This is a genomic window from Bradyrhizobium sp. JR3.5 (genome assembly GCF_054057015.1).
Window position 1 is genome coordinate 2,417,137 of the sequence record NZ_JBSRYV010000002.1, and the last position, 18,106, is coordinate 2,435,242.

Consider the following 18,106-nt stretch of genomic DNA (forward strand, 5'->3'; position numbering starts at 1 on the left):
GGAACAATCGCCAGACCCGTCATCCTGAGGCGCGAGCCCTTGCGAGCCTCGAAGGATGCGCGGCCACCAGCCGGGCCGTCGACCCCTCGAGACGCCGCTTCGCGGCTCCCCCAGCGACAACGGCAAAGCCGTTGCGCGGGGGTGACGGGGATAGGCTTCGTTCGCCGGACCAGGACTAGAACGCCGTCCCCGCCCGCCTCGGCTTCTTCTCGTCGGGCTCGGCGGCCTCGCGCGGGACGGCGACGATGCGCAGCGCGGTGATGCGGTTGCGCTCGCGGCGGAGCACGCGGAAGCGGAAGCCGTGGAAGGTGAAGCTCTGGCCGCGATCAGGAATCGACCGCGCCTCATGGATCACGAGGCCGGCGACCGTGGTCGCCTCCTCGTCCGGCAGGCGCCAGTCCATCGCGCGGTTCAGATCGCGGATCGGCACCGAGCCGTCGACCACCACCGAGCCGTCCGGCTGGGCGCGCACGCCGGCGACAACGACATCGTGCTCGTCGGAGATGTCGCCGACGATCTCCTCCAGAATGTCCTCCAGCGTCACCATGCCTTCGACCTCGCCATACTCGTCGACCACCAGGGCGAAGTGGGTCTTGCGGCGGCGGAACGCCTTCAGCTGTTCGGAGACCGGGCGCATCTCCGGCACGAACCAGGGCGGCAGCGCGATCGCCGAGGCATCGATCGCCGACATGTCGCCTTCATTGGCCCGCATCGCCCGCAGCAGATCCTTGGCGTGGAGCACGCCGACGATGTTCTCCGGCTTCTCGCGCCACAGCGGGATGCGGGTGTATTCGCTCGCCAGCACCTCGCGCACCAATTCCTCGGGCGGCAGGTCGGCATTGACCATGGTCATCTCGGTGCGGTGGACCATCACGTCGGAGACCTGCAGTTCGCTGAGGTCCAGCAACCCGCCGAGCATGTCGCGGTCCTGCTTCTCGACCTTGCCTTCGTGATGCAGCAGATCGACCGCGCCGCGCAGGCGTTCGGTCGGCGACAGGATGGCCTGATGCGCGCCGATCTTGATGCCAAGCAGCCGCATCAGGGCGCGGACGATCCCTTCAATGATGGTGAGAAGCGGCCCGAGCACGAACACCGTCAACCGCATCGGCCGGGCCACCAGCAGCGACACTCGGTCCGGCGCATTGATGGCGACGGTCTTGGGCAGCACTTCCGCGAAGATCACCACCAGCACCGTCATGACGCCGGTGGCATAAAGCACGCCGACATCGCCGAACCAGGCGGTGAAGATGCCGGTGGCGAGCGCGGAGGCGCCGATATTGGCGATATTGTTGCCGAGCAGCAGCGCGCCGATCATCCGCTCGCGCATCGCCATCAGGCTCGAGACGACCGTGGCCTCGCTGTTGCCCTGCTTCGACAGCCGCAACATGCTGGCGCGCGAAGCGCCGGTCAGCGCCGTCTCACTCGCCGAGAAGAAGGCGGAGACGAGCAGACAGAGCAGCACGATCGAGAAGGTCAACCATCCCACTGGCTTGATCCGTGGCTTTAAGCCTTCAGCTTGGCTTGCAGGAAGTCGCGCACCGGCTGTGGCTCGACATTGTTTGCAATCACGGCGCGGCCGACCGCCTCCAGCAGGATGAAGGTGAGCTTGCCGCGCTTGACCTTCTTGTCCTGCGCCATCAGCGCCAACAGAGCGTCGGCATCGGCAAGCCCTTCCTGCGTGAAGCCTGCGATATCCTGCAGGCGCGTCGGCAATCCTACCGCAGAAAGATGACGCGCGATGCGGGCAGCGTCGTCCGTCGAAATCATGCCGAGCTGCGCGGAGAATTCCGCCGCGAGCACCATGCCGACCGCGACACCCTCGCCATGGAACAGGCGGTCGGAGAAGCCGGTCGCGGCTTCCAGCGCATGGCCGAAAGTGTGGCCGAGATTGAGCAGCGCACGCTCGCCGGTCTCGCGCTCGTCGCGGGAGACGATGGCGGCCTTGGCGCGGCAGGAGGTCGCAATCGCGTGCTCACGCCCCGCGCCGCCCGAGAAGATGTCGGCATGGTTCTTTTCGAGCCAGGCGAAGAAGGCCTCGTCACCGAGGATGCCGTATTTCGCGACTTCGGCGTAGCCGGCGCGAAACTGGCGCGGCGACAGCGTGTCGAGCACCGAGGTGTCGGCGATCACCAGCACCGGCTGGTGGAATGCGCCGATCAGGTTCTTGCCCTGCGGCGAGTTGATACCGGTCTTGCCGCCGACGGAGGAATCGACCTGCGCCAGCAGCGAGGTCGGCACCTGCACGAAATCGACGCCGCGGCGCAGGATCGCGGCCGCGAAGCCGGCGAGATCGCCGACCACGCCGCCGCCGAGCGCGATCACCAGATCGTTGCGCTCGATCTTCGCCGCGATCAGCGCCTCGCTGACCTGCGTCAGGGTGGCGTAGCTCTTCGAGCCCTCGCCCTCCTCGACGACGATCCGCGACGTCGGCACGCCCGCGGCCGCCAGCGACGCCTCGGCCGGCTCCAGCCAGTGCCTGGCGACGGTGCGATCGGTGACAACAGCGGTCCGCACGCCGGGCCGCAGCGCCGCGACACGCTCGCCCAGCGAGGCCAGCACGTCGCGGCCGATGACGATGTCATAGGCGCGGTCGCCGAGCGCGACATCGACGGTAACGGAGGCGGAGTGTTTCAAGGGCGCAGTCATGAGGTCGCGTTCAATCCATCAGGTGGTGGCTCGCCGGCCGGACGCGCGCCGCACAGATGCGCGTGCAGGGCCTCGAGGCATTCGTCGACAATGCGGTCGTGCGGCACGTCGCGCGAGGCGATCGTCAGATCGGCGTTCTGGTAGACCGGCTCGCGCTCGCTGAGCAGCCGGTTGACGGTCGCCTCGGGGTCTGCGGTCTGCAGCAGCGGACGATCGGCGCGGCGGCGGACCCGGCGCATGATGATATCACTGTCGGCCTTGAGCCAGATCGAAACTGCGCGGTCGCGGATCCGGTTGCGGGTCTCCTCGCGCATGAAGGCGCCGCCGCCGGTCGCCAGCACGATCGGGCCGCTGTCGAGGATGCGGGCGATCACCCGCGCCTCGCCGTCGCGAAAATACGGTTCGCCGTGGGTCTCGAAAATCTCCGGGATCGTCATGCCGGCCGCCGCCTCGATCTCGGTGTCGGCATCGGTGAACGCCAGCTTGAGCCGCGCCGCCAGCCGCCGGCCAATGGTCGACTTGCCGGCCCCCATCATGCCGACCAGCACGATCGACCGCGTCCCCAGCGCGGCCGTAATGTCGGCCTCCAGGGTCGGGTGGGTGGGCGCCGGGACGGCTGCGTCGGACATCAAAAAGCTCGGATATTGGGACGAATTGTTCGGAATTCGAGCCACCTATACTACCCCCGGCGACACCGTTACCAGCGACTCTTGCAACCGCGCGGGGAACATGTTGGATGATTTCATTGGTTAATTCGCCGCCTGAGTCGCCTCCATGCCCAGCCTGTTCCGCTTCCTGACGGTCGTCGCCGTGATTTTCGGGATCGGCTACGGCATCGTCTTCGCGCTGGCGAATTTCGTGCACCCGAAACCGCGGGAAATGACCGTGACCATCCCGCCGGATAAGTTCCTCAAGAAATAGCCGCTATGATTCTGGCATGCCCGTAGCAGCCAAGATCCCCGCCGAGTCTCCCACCAGGTCCTCTGACGCCAAGCTGACCGCGCTGTTCCTCGACATGCTCGCCGCGGAACAGGGCGCCGGCGTGAACACGCTCGACGCCTACCGGCGCGACCTCACTGACTTCTCCGATTATCTCGCCCATGCCGGCGCCGATTTCGCCGGCGCCGACACCGACGCGCTGCGCGGCTACCTTGCCGACCTCGATACCAGAGGCTTCAAGTCGACGAGCGTGGCGCGGCGGCTGTCGGCGATGCGGCATCTCTATCGCTTCCTGCTCAACGAGCGGATCCGCGGCGACGATCCGGCCGCGATCCTGTCGGGGCCGAAGCGCGGCCGCGGCCTGCCCAAAGTGCTGTCGATTGCCGATGTCGACCGCATGCTGACCCGCGCCAAGGAGCTGACCCAGACCGACGTCTCGCCGGCGCAGCGGCTGCGCGCGCTGCGGCTGTATTGCCTGCTCGAGGTGCTCTACGCCACCGGGCTGCGCGTCTCCGAGCTGGTGTCGCTGCCGGTCTCCGCGGCGCGGCGCGATGCGCGGATGATCGTGGTGCGCGGCAAGGGCAACAAGGAGCGGCTAGTGCCGCTGAACGACGCTTCGCGCCAGGCGATGGCGGATTATCTCGCGGCGCTTGAGGTGATGCAGCCGAAGGCGAAGAAAACAGCGCCGTCGAAATGGCTGTTTCCGTCCTCCGGCGAGAGCGGCCATCTGACCCGGCAGCATTTCGCACGCGACCTGAAGGAGCTCGCGGCCGCCTCCGGGCTTGCGCCGCGGCTGGTCTCCCCGCATGTGCTGCGCCACGCCTTCGCCAGCCACCTGCTGCACAATGGCGCGGACCTGCGCATCGTGCAGACCCTGCTCGGCCATACCGATATCTCGACCACCCAGATCTACACCCATGTGGTCGAGGAGCGGCTGAAGAGCCTGGTCCGCGACCTGCATCCGCTCGCCGAGAAGTAAGTCCGCCGCCCGCCAGACATCGATACCTTCACCTGATCCGCCTTGACTTCCGCGTCGTCTCCGCAGAAAGAGCGTCACCTGCCTGCGATCCCGAAGCGTGCATTCCGCCCGAATGCGCGTTAACCGATTGAAGTTACAAAACTTCTCTTGCTACCGCCAAAACCGCTTCGCCCCTCGCACTGTTCCTCCCTATATTGAGTTGATGCCCGACCCGATGCGCAGCTATCTCGACTTCGAAAAACCCGTCGCCGAGCTTGAATCCAAGATCGACGAGTTGCGTGCGCTTGCCGCGAGCGGCAGCGACATCGGCGACGAGGTCGCGCGGATCGAGGACAAGGCGGCGCAGGCGCTCACCGACCTCTATGCCAATCTGACGCCGTGGCAGAAGACACTGGTGGCGCGGCATCCGCAGCGGCCGCACTTCACCGATTTCATCGGCGGCCTGATCACCGAATTCACCCCGATGGCCGGCGACCGCAAATTCGCCGACGACGAGGCTCTGATCGGCGGCTTCGGCCGCTTCCGCGGCGAGAGCATCTGCGTGGTTGGCCAGGAGAAGGGCGCCACCACCGATACCCGCATCAAGCACAATTTCGGCATGGCGCGTCCCGAGGGCTACCGCAAGGCGGTGCGCCTGATGGAGATGGCCGACCGCTTCGGCATCCCGGTGCTGTCGATCGTCGATTCCGCCGGCGCCTATCCCGGCATCGGCGCCGAGGAGCGTGGCCAGGCCGAGGCGATCGCGCGCTCGATCGGACGCCTGCCTGTCGCTCGGCGTGCCCAACGTCGCGATCGTCACCGGCGAAGGCATGTCGGGCGGCGCCATCGCCATCACCACGGCCAACCGCGTCCTGATGATGGAGCACGCGATCTACAGCGTGATCTCGCCGGAGGCGGCGTCCTCGATCCTGTGGCGCGACGGCACCAAGGCGCAGGAAGCCGCCAACAGCATGAAGATCACCGCGCAGGACATGCTGCGCTTCGGCGTGATCGACCAGATCCTGAAAGAGCCCTCCGGCGGCGCTCATCGCGACCCCGCCGCGATGATCACGATCACGGGCGATGCAATCGCCCAAGCGTTCAACGACCTACGAAATCTTGATCCGGACGCGATTCGCAAACAGCGGCGCCAGAAATTCCTGGATATCGGCCGCAAGCTGGGCTGAGGCGCCCAAACCGCGGATTTTTCGACCAAATCAGCCGATTTTGCCGTAATTGGGCCCCGAGACGGGTCTTTAACGTTCCTTGAACCATGCCTGCTACCGTGAAGGCTGTCAGCCTCGGTTCAGGTTGCGAGCAGGGGTGGTCGAAGGCTAATATTTTACACAATGGCTTCAGGGCATATTCGCCGTGTTGGGGTCGCGAAAATCGCCCGGTGGGTGTGGAGCTCGGACTTGACTCATCGCACGCTCGTACGCGCGCTTCTGACTTCGGCGGTCCTCGCCGCGGGTGTCATGCTCGCCGGCTGTGACAGCGACCAGATCTCGCTCGCCCAGAACGCCAAGGCCAACCAGCCGGTCCCGCCCAAGCTCGTCGCTGCCATGACCGAGAAGGACATGGACATGCAGTCGCCGATCCTGGTGCGGCTGTTCAAGCAGGAGGCCGAGCTCGAGGTCTGGAAGCAGACCCGCTCCGGCCAGTTCGCGCTGCTCAAGACCTATCCGATCTGCCGCTGGTCGGGCGATCTCGGCCCGAAGGTCCGCGAAGGCGACCGCCAGGCGCCCGAGGGATTCTACTCGATCAATCCGAGCCAGATGAACCCGCAGTCGGCCTATTATCTGTCGTTCAACACCGGCTACCCCAACGCGTTCGACAAGGCGCTCGGCCGCACCGGCTCGCAGCTGATGGTGCACGGCGACTGCTCCTCGCGCGGCTGCTACGCGATGACCGACGAGCAGATCGGGGAAATCTATTCGCTCGGCCGCGAGTCGTTCTTCGGCGGCCAGAAGGCGTTCCAGCTGCAGGCCTATCCGTTCCGGATGACGCCGGTGAACATGGCCAAGCACCGCAACAATCCGAACATGCCTTTCTGGAGAATGATCAAGGAAGGCTACGATCATTTCGAGGTGACGAAGCAGGAGCCGAAGGTCGACTTCTGCGAGAAGAAGTACGTGTTCGATGCCGTCAAAGCCCCGAACGCAACTCGCGATCCGGTGTTCGACGCCTCCGCGAAGTGCCCGGCCTATGTGATCCCCGAGGAGATCGCGAGCGCCGTGCGCGAGAAGGAGCAGCGGGACGCCGCCGAGACCGCCAAGCTGGTGTCCAAGGGCACGCCCGTGGCGCGCCTCAACACCGGTATCGACGGCGGCATGAACGCGATCTTCGCCTCGAAGATTCCGGAAGGAAACACCGGTCTGTCCGAAGGCGGCGACAGCCAGGCGCTGCAGTCGATGTCGCTGGCGCGCGCGCCCGGCACGATCCCCGGCACGGTCAATCCGCCGCGGCCCAATCTCGCGGTCCAGCAGGAAGAACCTGTTGTGGCGACGACGTCGTCGACTGCCCGCGTTGCCTCGGCCAACACGTCCGACAAGTCCGAAGGTTTCTTCTCGAGCTTTGCCCAGAAGGTCGGCATCGGCGGCACCGCCGACGCCAGCAAGACCACCGCACCGCCGCCGGCTCCGGTCGCTGCCGCACCGGCCAAGCCGAAGGTCGCCGAGGCCAGGCCGCAATCGGTGGTTCGCGTCGCCCCCAAGGCGGAGCCGAAGCAGGCCGCCAAGCCCGCGCCGAAGCCGCAGGCAACCAACACTGCGGCCGCCGCGCCGGCCCCCGCGGCATCGTCGACCCAACTCGCCGGCTCCGCGCCGGTCGTGCAGACCAACTCGTTCGACACCCGCTTCTCCGCGGTGAAGTAAGCGCGGCCGGCTTGCGCCGCGGCGCTCGTCGTCTCCAATCAGCGCTTCGAACAGCACAAGGTGTTATCCCCGCGAAAGCAGGGACCCCTAACCACAGGGCCGTGTTGTTGAAGCGCGCCGTGGCCGCAGCTTTTCAAGACAATTCGCATTCGTGGTTGATGGTGTGGACGGCCCCCTACGGCATCAGTGTGCCAGAATGAGGTTGTTGTAAATCTCAGACAAGGAGACCGTCCGTGAGAGAGATTATCCGTATTGGGATGGATACGTCGAAGCATATTTTTGTGCTGCATGGAGTTGACGCGGCGGAACAGCCGGTGTTGCGCAAGAAGCTGTCGCGCAAGCAGGTGCTTGAGTTTTTTGCCAAGCTTCCGCCGACGGTGATCGGGATGGAGGCCTGCGGGGCGTCGCAATATTGGGCGCGCGAGCTTTCCAGGCTGGGCCATGAGGTGAAGCTGATGGCGCCGCAATTGGTTAAACCCTACGTGATGCGGAACAAGAATGACGGGCGTGATGCAGAAGGCCTGTGTGAGGCGATGAGCCGGCCGAGCATGCGCTTTGTGCCGGTGAAGACGGCCGAGCAGCAGGCTGCGCTGATGCTGATGGGGGTCCGCGACGGACTGATCGCCCGGCGCACCCAATTGACCAACACGATCCGCGGCCATGCGGCGGAGTATGGCCTGATCGCGCCCAAGGGACTGGAGGCGATCGAACCACTGCTGGCGCGGATCGCGCAGGACGAGACGCTTCCCGCTCTGGCGCGCGAGCTGTTTGTCGTGCTGGGTCGGGAGTGCGTCAGGCTCGAGGGCGAGTTGGAGGTGGTTGAGGCCAGGCTGATGGCCTGGCACCGCGGCGATGCCACGGGCCGGCGCCTGGCTCAGATCCCCTCGGTCGGTCCGATCATTGCAACGATGCTGGTGATGAAGACACCTGATCCGGGCGCGTTCCGCTCCGGTCGTCACTTTGCGGCTTGGCTGGGATTGACACCCAAGGACCATTCCACCGCAGGCAAGACCAGGCTCGGCAAGATTACCCGGGCGGGCGATGAGGACCTGCGCCGTCTGCTGGTCGTCGGGGCCACGGCGGTGATCCAGCAGGCCAGGCGGGGGCGCGGTCATCACTCGCGCTGGCTGCTGGCGCTGATCAAGCGTAAGCCGCCGAAGCTTGCGGCCGTAGCGCTCGCCAACAAGGTGGCGCGCATCGTCTGGAAGCTGATGGTGACGGGTGAGAGTTATGACGCCGCACGGCTGAATGCCGCGACGACGGGTACCGCTTAACAGATTGGCCGGCTGGCGGGCTCGCTCGTCAGCCGACCCGGAGCTGCAAGAGCAGATGGAGCGATCGATCGAGCAACGATGCGAGACAATCCGTGGGACCCATCGGCCGTCAACAGGTCGCGTGGTTGTTTGGAACTCGCATCGCGCAAACCATCTTGGCCAGCGATCCATTCGATCGCACTCAACAGGCCGGACATATGGATGCAAGCGATCCGATCAATCCCAGAAAGCTCTTGTGCCACGGGGGCCGTCCACATATGGGTCCCTGGCTCAAGGCCGGGACGACACCGAATGTGTTGCTCCACCAGTGGGGCGCAGTTCCGCATTCTCGCGACATGCCCTCTCAATCATAGCCGCCCTTCGCCACCACATTCCTCTTGCCAACCACGCGTAGATGATCGCCAGATCATGCACGGGGCACAGCCGGGAGATTGCGATGGATGATCGGGCCATACGCACGGCGCTGCAGCGCCATTGGGAGGCGTCGGACGCGAGCGATTTCGAGCGCGAGCACGAGATCTATCGCGAGGATGCAGTGCTCGACTATCCGCAATCGGGCGAGCGGATCCGTGGCCGGCGCAACATTCAACAGAGCCGGACGGTTCAGCCGAACAAGAAGCGCTTCACGATCCAGCGCATGATCGGTAGCGGCGATCTCTGGATCACCGAATTCGTGCTGACCTATGACGGCATACCGTCTTACACGGTGAGCATCATGGAGTTCCGCGACGGTTTGGTCGCCCACGAAACGCAGTACTTCGCGGACAGGTTTGAGCCGTCACCCTCGCGCGCGCACCTTGTCGAACACGTCGGCGGACCGTCGTCGCGTTGATCAACAAGAAGATCTGCGTCGACCGGTGACGGTTACATGCCGTGACTTTCGAAGACCTTCTTGCAGCTTGAACTCAAGCTGGCTCGCTTCATCTGAAGGCAGTTCTGCACGGCGCCGTCATTGCCGAGGTCCTTGCGGCAGAAGCGCTGGGCATCGCGCGAGCATGCTGATTGTTCGGACTTGGTGCCGGCATGCTGCGCCAGCGCAGTACCGCCGCTCATCACGGCAGCGGCACAAAGGGCTATGATCGAAAGATAACGCATCGGTGAATTCCTCCCGCTGCCCAACGGCAGCCGGGGCTCTTCGTTCCCTGGGGAACGAAGATCGAACTGCCGTTGGCTCCTCCGTGGACCTCGCCCACACGCCCGATTAGGACCCATGCCGTGGTTGGCGCGTTGGAAAGGAACCCGGCTTTGGAGGACCATGCGTACCGCGGCCGAACTTCGAGCACGCCGCCTTCCAGGCGCACCAACATTCCCGATGACCATCCGCCCGACCGACGCGGACGTCACGATCGCGCATGCGATCGCCCGCAACACCGCACCTGCTCCGGAGCAAATTGCCCGCGGGCTGACCTGGGGCGCGGACGAAAAGGTGCTGCTCGTTCTCGCCACCGCGGGCTGGCTCGCCTCGCGCGGGCGCGGCGCAGCGCCGGAACGCGCCGGCAATCATGCGCTACTGGTGACGGTCGCGGCGTCGCTGCTGCCGCACGGCCTGAAGTTGCTGTTCAACCAGACCCGCCCCGACCGTCTGACCGTGGTTGGCCACCTCAACGGCGTCTCGATCTCCGGCAAGCGTGAAGACGCCTTTCCCTCCGGCCACGCACTGCATATGGGCGCGTTGGCGTCGGCGGCCGCGACGCTGCCCGCCAGCGCTCGCCGCATAATTCAGGGGCTTGCGGTCGGCCTTTCGCTGACGCGCATTGTCGTTCTCGCACACTGGACAAGCGACGTGATCGCAGGATTCGCGCTCGGAGCGGGTCTCGAGCGGCTGCTGCGCTTGTGGACCGGCTATCCAGGTGACGATCCGCAGCGGAGCAAGGCGCGATGACCGAATATGTCGTCCGCTTTCTCTTGGGCGGGGCCGTGGTGTCGGCCTTCGCGATGCTGGGTGACGTTCTGCGCCCGAAGAGCTTCGCCGGCCTGTTCGGCGCGGCGCCTTCCGTTGCGCTCGCCACGCTCGGCATCGCCGAGTACCAGCACGGCGCTGAATACGCCGCCCTGCAGAGCCGCGCGATGATCGCCGGCGCACTCGCGCTCGCCGTCTATAGCTTCGTGGTCTGCCAACTGCTGATTTCGTACCAGGTTGCGCGCAATCCCTGCAACATCGCTGTCGCTTGCCGTCTGGCTGACGATCGTGTTCGGCCTGCTGGCCCTTGCCGGAGGGCAAGCATGACGCCGGTCCGCTTCTCATCGTCGGCGCTGAGAGAGGGCAGCTGGAGCGAATATCTGATCCGCTTCGTGCTTGGCGGCGGCGCGACGGTCTTCACCGGGCTGATCAGCAGCTATTGCGGCGCGTATATCGGCGGCGCCTTCCTTGCACTTCCTGCCATTTTCTGCGCCAGCGCAACCCTGATCGAGAAGCATGAGATCCGCCGCAAGCGGCAAGCGGGACTCATTGGCACGCGGCGCGGCCAGCAAGCCACCGCGCTCGATGCCGCGGGCGCGGCGCTGGGCGCGGTCGGCATGCTGGCGTTTGCGATTGTGTTCTCGCTGACGGTGGATCGCAGCGTCGCGGCCGCCTTCATCGCCGCATCGTTTGCCTGGCTGATTTGCTCGGTTGCTGCCTGGTATGTGCGTCGCAAGATGCGATCAGCACGACGGACGCGGAAGCCGGGAAACGACCCTGTCCGGCGCAAGGCTGACCGCATCGTGCAGTGAACCTGGCAAGAACGGGGCAGAGCAATCGGTTGGACATTGAACTTCATTTTTGATCGGTGACGACCGACATTGTGTCGGCGGCCGATGCGCGGTCATTCGCGATCGCTTCAACCGTCTCGACGACACGTCGTCGTGCAGCACGGTCCCGGATCGAGCGAAAGGCCCGAAGGAGCCGGAATGTATCCGCCGCATCTTCCGCCTGCCGTTCTTTCGTCAAGACTGTCCCCGCACGATAGCCGATCCAACGAATGCAAAAATCCGTTGCGGGTCCAGGACGCAACCGGAAGCCCGTTGGCGATTCAGCACGTCCTCGCCGGGTCTGCGTTGACCTTTGTCAAGATAACGAACGCTCGTGGCGGCTATGGCCCTCGCCGGCCGGAACGGTCAGAGCCAGGCCAGGGATGGTGCCGCCCCTGCGAGCCGGAGCCGGTCCGCCGCGATCCCGACAATCCAGGAAGGGTTCCAGGCCCCGTTCGCTGGCGGCTATGGCGCCAGATACCGCAGCAGTTCCGGATCGCTTCGCACTTCGCTCGCACCGCCTTGCAGGGCAACGCGGCCGCGGTCCAGCACATAGGCGTAATCGGCGACGCGCAGCGCGAGGTCGAGGTGCTGCTCGACGATCAAGACCGAGATGCTCTTGGCGAGCTCGATCAGCCGCTCGGTGATCTCCTCGATCACGCCGATCCAGACGCCTTCGGTCGGCTCGTCCAACAGCAGCAGTTTCGGATTGCCGAGCATGGCGCGGCCGATCGCCAGCATCTTGCGCTCGCCGCCGGACAGCGTGCCGGCCGGCTGGTCGAGGCGCTGGCCGAGCTTGGGGAAGATCGCGAGCACGCGATCGACCGCGCTCGTATCGGAATTGGTCAGCGAGCCGACGGCGAGGTTGTCGCGCACCGACAGGCGGGCGAACACCGAATGCTCCTGCGGCACATAGCCGATGCCGGAGCGCACGCGCTCCTCGGTGCGGCGGCGGGTGATGTCGCGGCCGTCGAAGAACAGTTCGCCTTGCGAGCTCGCGAGCTCGCCGACGATGGTCTTCATCAGCGTGGTCTTGCCGGCGCCGTTGCGGCCGAGCACGGCGACGCCGCCGCGCCAGGGAATGCCGATGTTGACATCGAACAGGACCTGGCTGCGGCCATAACCGGCATCGAGATGCCGGATATCGAGGAAGGACTGGTCAGGCACGGCGAAGATAAATCTCCTGGACGTTTCTGTTGGCCTGGATTTCCGCGACCGTACCCGACGCCAGCACCTTGCCCTGGTCGAGCACGGTGAGGCGGTCGCAGATGTCGCGGATGAAATCGAGGTCGTGTTCGACGATGACGAGCGAGCAATGCTGCTTGATCGGCTGCAGCAGCTCGCCGGTGACGCGGCGCTCCTCGAGGCTCATGCCGCCGGTCGGCTCGTCCAGCAGCAACAGCCGCGGCTTGCCGGCGAGCGCCATCGCGATCTCGAGCCACTGCTGCTGGCCGTGCGACAGTGCCGCTGCGGCGTCATACGCTCGATCGGCGAGACGGAACTGGGTCAGCATCGTCATCACCTGATCGTGCAGCCTGTTGCGGGTGCGCGAGAGCACGAGATCGAACAGCGAGGACTGCGCCTGCAGCGCCAGCAGGATGTTGTCGTACAGCGTCAGCGTCGGCAGCACCGAGGTGATCTGGAACTTCAGGCTCATGCCGGCGCGGGCGCGCTCGGTCGGCGTGAACGCGGTGATGTCGGTGTTGACGAACGAGACCTTGCCCGTGGTCGGCACCTCGGCGCCGGCGACGCATTTCATCAGCGTGCTCTTGCCCGAGCCGTTGGGACCGATCAGGCCGTGAAACTCGTTCTCGCCGACGGTCAGCGCCGCACCGTCGAGCGCGGTGAGCTTGCCGTACACCTTGCTGATGCCCTGCGCTTCAAGGAGCGGCATTGCCGGTCTCCTTTGGCTTTGGCGCCTTGTTTGCTCCCTTGCCGAAGCTGCCGACCCGCTCGCGCTCGCCGAGCACGAAGGAGACTAGTCCGAGCGGGCGGAACATGATCACGAGCAACAGCAGCACGCCGAGGATGATCGGCCAGACGTCGCGGTAATTGTCCGACAGCCAGAAGCTGACGCCCTCGATGATCACGGTGCCGATCACCGCGCCGATCAGCGTGCCGGAGCCGCCGAACAAGACGTAGAGCACGACCTGGGTCGAGAACACGACGCCCAGCATGTTGGGCCAGACAAATCCTTCGTGGAAGGCATAGAGGCTGCCGGCGAGACCGGCGATGGTGCCGCCGACCGCGAAGATGATCGCCTTCAGATGCTGCGCCTTGTAGCCGAAGAAGGCGATGCGCTGCTCGTTCTCGCGCAGGCCGGCGAGCGCCAGCCCGAATTGCGAACGGACCAGGAAGCGGCAGAGCAGATAGACGACCACGAGGATGCCGAGCACCATGTAGTAGTAGACCGGCCCTTCCTCGAACTCGTAGCTGCCGAGCGTGAGCGGCGGGATCGACGGGATGCCGTTCTGGCCGCCGAGATAGTACCAGCCGCGCGCCAGCCGATCCGCCGCATAGGAGCCGGTCAGGGTGCCGAGCGAGACGAAGATCACGCTCGAGGGATAACGCCCGAGCAGCAGGAAGCCGCCGAGCAGCAGCGCCGCCGTGAGGCCGATCAGCATGCCGGCAGGCAGGATCAGAAGGATCGAGGTGACGTTGAGGTCGCGCGCCATCAGCGCCACGCCGTAGCCGGCGGCGCCGAAGAACAGCGCCTGGCCGAAGCTCATGATGCCGGCATAGCCCCACACCAGATCGAACGACAGCGCGAACAGCGCGAGGATCACCACGCGGGTGGCGAACACCGTGAGATAATCCTGCAGCACCCACGGCAGGACCAGTGCGATCAAGAGCACCAGCCCTTCCACGATCGGCAGGACCTTCCATCCCGCCGCTGCCACGTCCCGCCGGCGCGCTCGCGGCCGGTGCACCTTCACCCGTCACGACATCCGGTCCCTCACCGATGCGTGCGACGGCCTCTCTTGCTCCACCCATTGATTGCTCAGCATTCCTTGGGATCGACGAGACCGGCACTGCGTGCCACGATCTCATAGTTCCCGCCTTTGGCAACAGCGGTGTACATCTTCATCTTGCAGTGACGCTTGCCCGGAACCATTTCGGCGGGGCCGCCGGGCCCTTCGGCGATCTTGGCGTGATCGAGCGCGGCCGCAACCGAGTCACGGTCGACCTTGCCGGCTTCCTTGACCGCGGCTTCCCACAGCTTGAGGCCGCGATAGGTTCCGGTGGCTGCGCTGCCGGCCGCGAACAGGAAGTTGCCCGGGAAATCCTTCTCATAGGCCGCCTGGATCTTGGCGTTGAACGGATCCTCCTTGGTCAGCACCTTGAAGTAATCGAGGCAGCTCGCCAGACCCTCGATCTCGTTGGCCTGATTGATGTTGAGCGTATTCTCGTCATAGTAGACGCAGGCGAGCCGCCCGCCGTTCTTGAGGAAGCCGGCTTCATAAAGCTGCTTGAAGAACGGGCCGACGCCCGGCGGGATCACGGTGTTGAAGACGACGTCGACCTTGTTGGAGATGATGCGGTTGACGGTCGACGAGAAATCGACCTGATCGAGCGGGTAATACTCCTCGAACACGACCTCGCCGCCATTGTCCTCGATCACCTTGCGGGCGTAGACGTTGAGCGTGTGCGGCCAGACATAGTTGGCGCTCGGCAGCGCGAACTTCTTGCCGCCGTTCTTGATCAGCCACGGAATGAACTCGTCGCATTGCTGCGCCGGCGTCGGCCCGGTGCAGAACAGATAGGGCGTGCACTCCTTGCCCTCGTAGAGCTGCGGATAGATGTAGAGCGTCTTGCCGCGCGCCACGATCGGGTCCTTGATCGCGTTGCGCATCGACGAGGTGATGCCGCCCAGCACCATGTCGACCTTGTCGCGCTGGATCAGCTTGCGGACATTGCCGACCGCGACCGATTCGTTCGAGGCGGTGTCCTCGATGTAGAGTTCGAGCGGCCGGCCGAGCAGGCCGCCGCCGGCGTTGATCTCCTTGATCACCATCTTGGCGACGTTGGCGTCGGCATTGCCGGCATAGGCGATCGGGCCGGTCAGGTCGGTTGCGATGCCGACCTTGATCGGGCCCTCGGCGGCGTTGGCCCAATCGGGCCTCACCACCCAGCTTCCGACCCCGGTCGCGAGCGCGCCGGTCGCGAAGGCGAAATTGCTCATGAAGCGGCGGCGTGTGAGATTCATGCGTTCAATCGACATGGTGATTAGACCCCTTTCCCAGCAATGAGGCCTTGCGGCCGGAATTTGATGAAGGCGATGGCGAGCACGAAGACGAGGACGTCGGCGACGACGGGAGACATGACCCATGGCAGCGCCGCGCTGAGCGTGCCGATCACACCGGCGCCGGCGACCGGACCGATGAAGGAGCCGACCCCGCCGACCATCACGGCGACGAAGCCCTGGATCAGGAACCGGATGCCGAGATCGGCAAACAGGCTGAACACCGGCACGATCAGCGCGCCGGCAAGCCCGGCCAGGGCCGCGCCGAATGCAAAGGTCGCGCCGTAGATCAGCGGCGTCGAGATGCCCGACGCACGCGCCAGCGCCGGGTTTTCCAGCGTGGCGCGGACCCGAAGCCCGAAGCTCGTGCGCGCCAGCAGCAGATAGCAGCCGCCCATCACCAACAGCGTGATCACGATGATGGTGAAGCGCCAGGCCGAGATGTGGACGGAGCCGAGGTCGATCGAACCGCCGATCGGCTCCGGCACCGTGAGATAGAAGCCGCCGATCAGGCCGCGGACGCTTTCGCGGATGATCAGCCCGAGCGCATAGGTGCCGAGCATCGCCACGATCGGCGCGGCATAGAACCGCCTGATGATCAGCGCCTCCAGCACGAAGCCGAGCGCGCCGACCACAAAGGGCGCCGCGACCATGCCGACCCAGACCGGCGCACCGTGGGCGTAGGCCAGATAGGTCACGTAGGCCCCGAGCAGGACGAATTCGCCCTGCGCGAAGTTGAAGATGCCCATCATGCTGGCGATGATGCCGAGCCCGAGCACGACCAGCACGATGATCGCGCCGAAGCTCACGATCTCGAACACCGCGGCGAAGGTGCTAGCCATGGTGCCCGATCCGTTCGGCCTGTTTCTGCGACAAGCGGCGCCTCACATCTTCTTCCAGTCGCCGGCCTGTTCGAAGGCGTGCGCGGCGCGGTAGATGGTGGATTCCTCGAACATCCGGCCGACCAGCATCAGGCCGACCGGCAGGCCGTCGACCATGCCGCAGGGCAGCGACATCGCCGGGTGATGGGTGATGTCGAACGGCGCGGTGTTGGAGATCATCTCGAGCGCGCGGGCGACATACTCCTCGCGGCTGGCATTGGCCTCGGGCAACTTCGTCGCCTTCATCGGCGTGGTCGGCATCAGCAGCAGATCGTAGTCCTTGAAGGCCTTGTCATAGGCTGCGGCCAGCCGGCGGGAGATGTTGAGCGCCTTGCCGTAGAAGCGCGGACCGAAATTGTTGTTGATGTAGGTGCCGAGCATCATGAACAGCTTGGTGGTCTCGGACAGCGAATCCGCCTGACGGCGCCAGCCGCGATGGTGATCCATCAGCGAGGTCGAATAGAGGTCGCCACGGCTGAGGCCGTAGCCGTCGCCGAACATCATGGTCTGGGTCAGGCCTTCGGTGCCGATCGGCGTCCAGATCGCGCCGCCCAGCATGTGCATCGGGATCGAGACCGTTTCGACGCTCGCGCCGAGATCCTTGAAGCGCTTGGCCGCCTCATGCACGCTTTCATTCACCGCGGCCTCCGCGGTCGGCTGCTCAAAACCTTCCTTGACGATGCCGATCTTCATGCCCTTGACGCCCTTGCCGAGCGCCTTGGTGTAGTCGTCGACCTTCGGCGCCTTGATCCGGGGATCGTAGCCGTCGTCGCCGGGCCAGCACTTCCAGCAGCAGCGCGTTGTCTTCCACGGTCGCGGTCATCGGGCCGGTGTGGTCGACATAGATCTCGATCGGCATGATGCCGGTGTAGGGCACGAGGCCCCAGGTCGGCTTCATGCCGTAGGTGCCGCAGAACGAGGACGGCATGCGGATCGAGCCGCCCTGGTCGCCGCCGATTGCCATGTCGACCTCGCCGAGCGCGACCACCACGCCCGAGCCCGACGACGAGCCGCCGGCCGAATAGCCCATCTTGTGCGGATTGTGCACCGGCCCGTAGGAGCCGGTGTGGCTGCCGCCGGACAGGCAGAAATGCTCGCAGTGCGTCTTGCCGGCGATCTCGGCGCCGGCATCCAGCATGCGCGTGACGATGGTGGCGTCGAAATCGGGGATATAGCCTTCCAGTGTCGACGAGCCGTTGGTCATCGGCACGCCGGCCAGCATGATGTTGTCCTTCAGCGCCACCGTCTTGCCCTTGAGCTTGCCGGAGGCCGCGCCCTTCACCGTCGATTTGCGGTACCAGGCGTTGTGCCTGTTGTCTTCCGGTGCCGGACGATGGCCAGGCGTGCGCGGATATTTCACTTCGGGCAATTCGTCCGGCATCTGGGCGACGAGGTTGTAGGCATCGACCGAGCCCTGCATCAGGCCGCGGAACGAGGCCACGTCCTCATCGGTCAGGGACAGGCCGCACTGCTCGGCGACGGCACGAAGTTGCGTTGGCGTGGGAAGGACGACGGTCACGGCGCTCTCCTGAAGCTTTTGATCTTTGGACTTGATTCCTGGA

At 65.3% G+C, this 18,106-nt stretch carries 17 protein-coding genes and 3 pseudogenes; 9 read left to right on the forward strand and 11 right to left on the reverse strand.

The window, feature by feature from the left end:
- Nucleotides 1-175: 175 nt before the first annotated feature.
- From ACVWW1_RS28460 to ACVWW1_RS28470, 3 genes are read right to left on the reverse strand one after another with little or no spacing between them, the layout of a single operon-like run.
- Nucleotides 176-1,486, reverse strand: a complete 1,311-nt coding sequence (locus ACVWW1_RS28460; RefSeq protein WP_456658202.1) for an HlyC/CorC family transporter — start codon at nucleotides 1,484-1,486, stop codon at nucleotides 176-178.
- A gap of 17 nt (nucleotides 1,487-1,503) precedes the next feature.
- Complete coding sequence (gene aroB, locus ACVWW1_RS28465) at nucleotides 1,504-2,646, reverse strand: 3-dehydroquinate synthase (protein WP_456658203.1); 1,143 nt, start codon at nucleotides 2,644-2,646, stop codon at nucleotides 1,504-1,506.
- Nucleotides 2,643-3,275 (reverse strand): shikimate kinase, encoded by a 633-nt coding sequence (locus tag ACVWW1_RS28470; RefSeq protein WP_456658204.1) that lies wholly within the window; start codon nucleotides 3,273-3,275, stop codon nucleotides 2,643-2,645. Before ACVWW1_RS28470 ends, aroB begins: the two co-directional genes overlap by 4 nt.
- A gap of 145 nt (nucleotides 3,276-3,420) precedes the next feature.
- Here ACVWW1_RS28470 and ACVWW1_RS28475 point away from each other — a divergent pair, with 145 nt between their 5' ends.
- The 6 genes and pseudogenes from ACVWW1_RS28475 (at nucleotide 3,421) to ACVWW1_RS28500 (ending at nucleotide 9,522) form a co-directional block, all read left to right on the forward strand.
- Nucleotides 3,421-3,567: a hypothetical protein gene (locus ACVWW1_RS28475; RefSeq protein ID WP_016843561.1), complete on the forward strand. Its 147-nt coding sequence runs from the start codon at nucleotides 3,421-3,423 to the stop codon at nucleotides 3,565-3,567.
- 16 nt (nucleotides 3,568-3,583) lie between these two features.
- A complete protein-coding gene (gene xerD, locus ACVWW1_RS28480) occupies nucleotides 3,584-4,564 on the forward strand; it encodes a site-specific tyrosine recombinase XerD (RefSeq protein WP_456658205.1) in 981 nt (326 codons plus the stop codon).
- A 202-nt stretch (nucleotides 4,565-4,766) separates the two neighbouring features.
- Nucleotides 4,767-5,730: pseudogene (locus tag ACVWW1_RS28485) on the forward strand (acetyl-CoA carboxylase carboxyltransferase subunit alpha).
- A gap of 228 nt (nucleotides 5,731-5,958) precedes the next feature.
- Complete coding sequence (locus ACVWW1_RS28490; protein WP_456658206.1) at nucleotides 5,959-7,416, forward strand: L,D-transpeptidase family protein; 1,458 nt, start codon at nucleotides 5,959-5,961, stop codon at nucleotides 7,414-7,416.
- 233 nt (nucleotides 7,417-7,649) lie between these two features.
- Nucleotides 7,650-8,690, forward strand: coding sequence for an IS110 family RNA-guided transposase (locus tag ACVWW1_RS28495; RefSeq protein ID WP_456658207.1), 1,041 nt, complete (start codon nucleotides 7,650-7,652; stop codon nucleotides 8,688-8,690).
- 436 nt (nucleotides 8,691-9,126) lie between these two features.
- Complete coding sequence (locus ACVWW1_RS28500; protein ID WP_456658208.1) at nucleotides 9,127-9,522, forward strand: nuclear transport factor 2 family protein; 396 nt, start codon at nucleotides 9,127-9,129, stop codon at nucleotides 9,520-9,522.
- Nucleotides 9,523-9,554: 32 nt separating this feature from the next.
- Here ACVWW1_RS28500 and ACVWW1_RS28505 read toward each other — a convergent pair whose 3' ends face one another.
- The gene (locus ACVWW1_RS28505) at nucleotides 9,555-9,785 is read right to left on the reverse strand and encodes a hypothetical protein (protein ID WP_176528529.1); all 231 of its coding nucleotides are present in this window, start codon (nucleotides 9,783-9,785) and stop codon (nucleotides 9,555-9,557) included.
- A 217-nt stretch (nucleotides 9,786-10,002) separates the two neighbouring features.
- Between ACVWW1_RS28505 and ACVWW1_RS28510 the strand changes: the two genes are divergently transcribed.
- From ACVWW1_RS28510 to ACVWW1_RS28520, 3 genes and pseudogenes are all read left to right on the forward strand, one after another.
- On the forward strand, nucleotides 10,003-10,572 hold the full coding sequence (locus ACVWW1_RS28510; RefSeq protein WP_456658209.1) for a phosphatase PAP2 family protein: 570 nt from the start codon (nucleotides 10,003-10,005) through the stop codon (nucleotides 10,570-10,572).
- Nucleotides 10,569-10,917 (forward strand): annotated as a pseudogene (locus ACVWW1_RS28515) (DUF3147 family protein). Before ACVWW1_RS28510 ends, ACVWW1_RS28515 begins: the two are co-directional and overlap by 4 nt.
- Nucleotides 10,914-11,402 carry a DUF3147 family protein gene (locus ACVWW1_RS28520; protein WP_456658210.1) on the forward strand — a complete coding sequence of 163 codons (489 nt, stop codon included), beginning with the start codon at nucleotides 10,914-10,916 and terminating at the stop codon, nucleotides 11,400-11,402. Before ACVWW1_RS28515 ends, ACVWW1_RS28520 begins: the two are co-directional and overlap by 4 nt.
- A gap of 43 nt (nucleotides 11,403-11,445) precedes the next feature.
- Here the strand turns inward: ACVWW1_RS28520 and ACVWW1_RS28525 are convergent, their stop codons facing one another.
- The 7 genes and pseudogenes from ACVWW1_RS28525 to ACVWW1_RS28555 all read right to left on the reverse strand — a co-directional run bounded on the left by ACVWW1_RS28525 (nucleotide 11,446) and on the right by ACVWW1_RS28555 (nucleotide 17,964).
- Nucleotides 11,446-11,619 carry a hypothetical protein gene (locus tag ACVWW1_RS28525; RefSeq protein ID WP_456658211.1) on the reverse strand — a complete coding sequence of 58 codons (174 nt, stop codon included), beginning with the start codon at nucleotides 11,617-11,619 and terminating at the stop codon, nucleotides 11,446-11,448.
- 266 nt (nucleotides 11,620-11,885) lie between these two features.
- Complete coding sequence (locus ACVWW1_RS28530; RefSeq protein ID WP_456658212.1) at nucleotides 11,886-12,587, reverse strand: branched-chain amino acid ABC transporter ATP-binding protein; 702 nt, start codon at nucleotides 12,585-12,587, stop codon at nucleotides 11,886-11,888.
- Nucleotides 12,580-13,314 carry an ABC transporter ATP-binding protein gene (locus ACVWW1_RS28535; RefSeq protein WP_456658213.1) on the reverse strand — a complete coding sequence of 245 codons (735 nt, stop codon included), beginning with the start codon at nucleotides 13,312-13,314 and terminating at the stop codon, nucleotides 12,580-12,582. The genes ACVWW1_RS28530 and ACVWW1_RS28535 overlap by 8 nt, the downstream gene beginning before the upstream one ends.
- Nucleotides 13,301-14,320: a branched-chain amino acid ABC transporter permease gene (locus ACVWW1_RS28540; RefSeq protein ID WP_456658214.1), complete on the reverse strand. Its 1,020-nt coding sequence runs from the start codon at nucleotides 14,318-14,320 to the stop codon at nucleotides 13,301-13,303. The genes ACVWW1_RS28535 and ACVWW1_RS28540 overlap by 14 nt, the downstream gene beginning before the upstream one ends.
- 101 nt (nucleotides 14,321-14,421) lie before the next feature.
- Complete coding sequence (locus tag ACVWW1_RS28545) at nucleotides 14,422-15,642, reverse strand: substrate-binding protein (RefSeq protein WP_207834528.1); 1,221 nt, start codon at nucleotides 15,640-15,642, stop codon at nucleotides 14,422-14,424.
- A 5-nt stretch (nucleotides 15,643-15,647) separates the two neighbouring features.
- Nucleotides 15,648-16,505: a branched-chain amino acid ABC transporter permease gene (locus tag ACVWW1_RS28550; protein WP_092120142.1), complete on the reverse strand. Its 858-nt coding sequence runs from the start codon at nucleotides 16,503-16,505 to the stop codon at nucleotides 15,648-15,650.
- Nucleotides 16,506-16,547: 42 nt separating this feature from the next.
- A pseudogene (locus ACVWW1_RS28555) lies at nucleotides 16,548-17,964 on the reverse strand (amidase).
- Between the last annotated feature and the right edge of the window lie 142 nt (nucleotides 17,965-18,106).

What these genes read in the sequence shown, in the direction of transcription:
- aroB (WP_456658203.1), bottom strand. Translation starts at nt 2,646, where the DNA reads ATGACTGCGCCCTTGAAACACTCCGCCTCCGTTACCGTCGATGTCGCG.
- ACVWW1_RS28470 (WP_456658204.1), bottom strand. Translation starts at nt 3,275, where the DNA reads ATGTCCGACGCAGCCGTCCCGGCGCCCACCCACCCGACCCTGGAGGCC.
- ACVWW1_RS28475 (WP_016843561.1), top strand. Translation starts at nt 3,421, where the DNA reads ATGCCCAGCCTGTTCCGCTTCCTGACGGTCGTCGCCGTGATTTTCGGG.
- xerD (WP_456658205.1), top strand. Translation starts at nt 3,584, where the DNA reads ATGCCCGTAGCAGCCAAGATCCCCGCCGAGTCTCCCACCAGGTCCTCT.
- ACVWW1_RS28500 (WP_456658208.1), top strand. Translation starts at nt 9,127, where the DNA reads ATGGATGATCGGGCCATACGCACGGCGCTGCAGCGCCATTGGGAGGCG.
- ACVWW1_RS28505 (WP_176528529.1), bottom strand. Translation starts at nt 9,785, where the DNA reads ATGCGTTATCTTTCGATCATAGCCCTTTGTGCCGCTGCCGTGATGAGC.
- ACVWW1_RS28510 (WP_456658209.1), top strand. Translation starts at nt 10,003, where the DNA reads ATGACCATCCGCCCGACCGACGCGGACGTCACGATCGCGCATGCGATC.
- ACVWW1_RS28520 (WP_456658210.1), top strand. Translation starts at nt 10,914, where the DNA reads ATGACGCCGGTCCGCTTCTCATCGTCGGCGCTGAGAGAGGGCAGCTGG.
- ACVWW1_RS28535 (WP_456658213.1), bottom strand. Translation starts at nt 13,314, where the DNA reads ATGCCGCTCCTTGAAGCGCAGGGCATCAGCAAGGTGTACGGCAAGCTC.
- ACVWW1_RS28545 (WP_207834528.1), bottom strand. Translation starts at nt 15,642, where the DNA reads ATGTCGATTGAACGCATGAATCTCACACGCCGCCGCTTCATGAGCAAT.
- ACVWW1_RS28550 (WP_092120142.1), bottom strand. Translation starts at nt 16,505, where the DNA reads ATGGCTAGCACCTTCGCCGCGGTGTTCGAGATCGTGAGCTTCGGCGCG.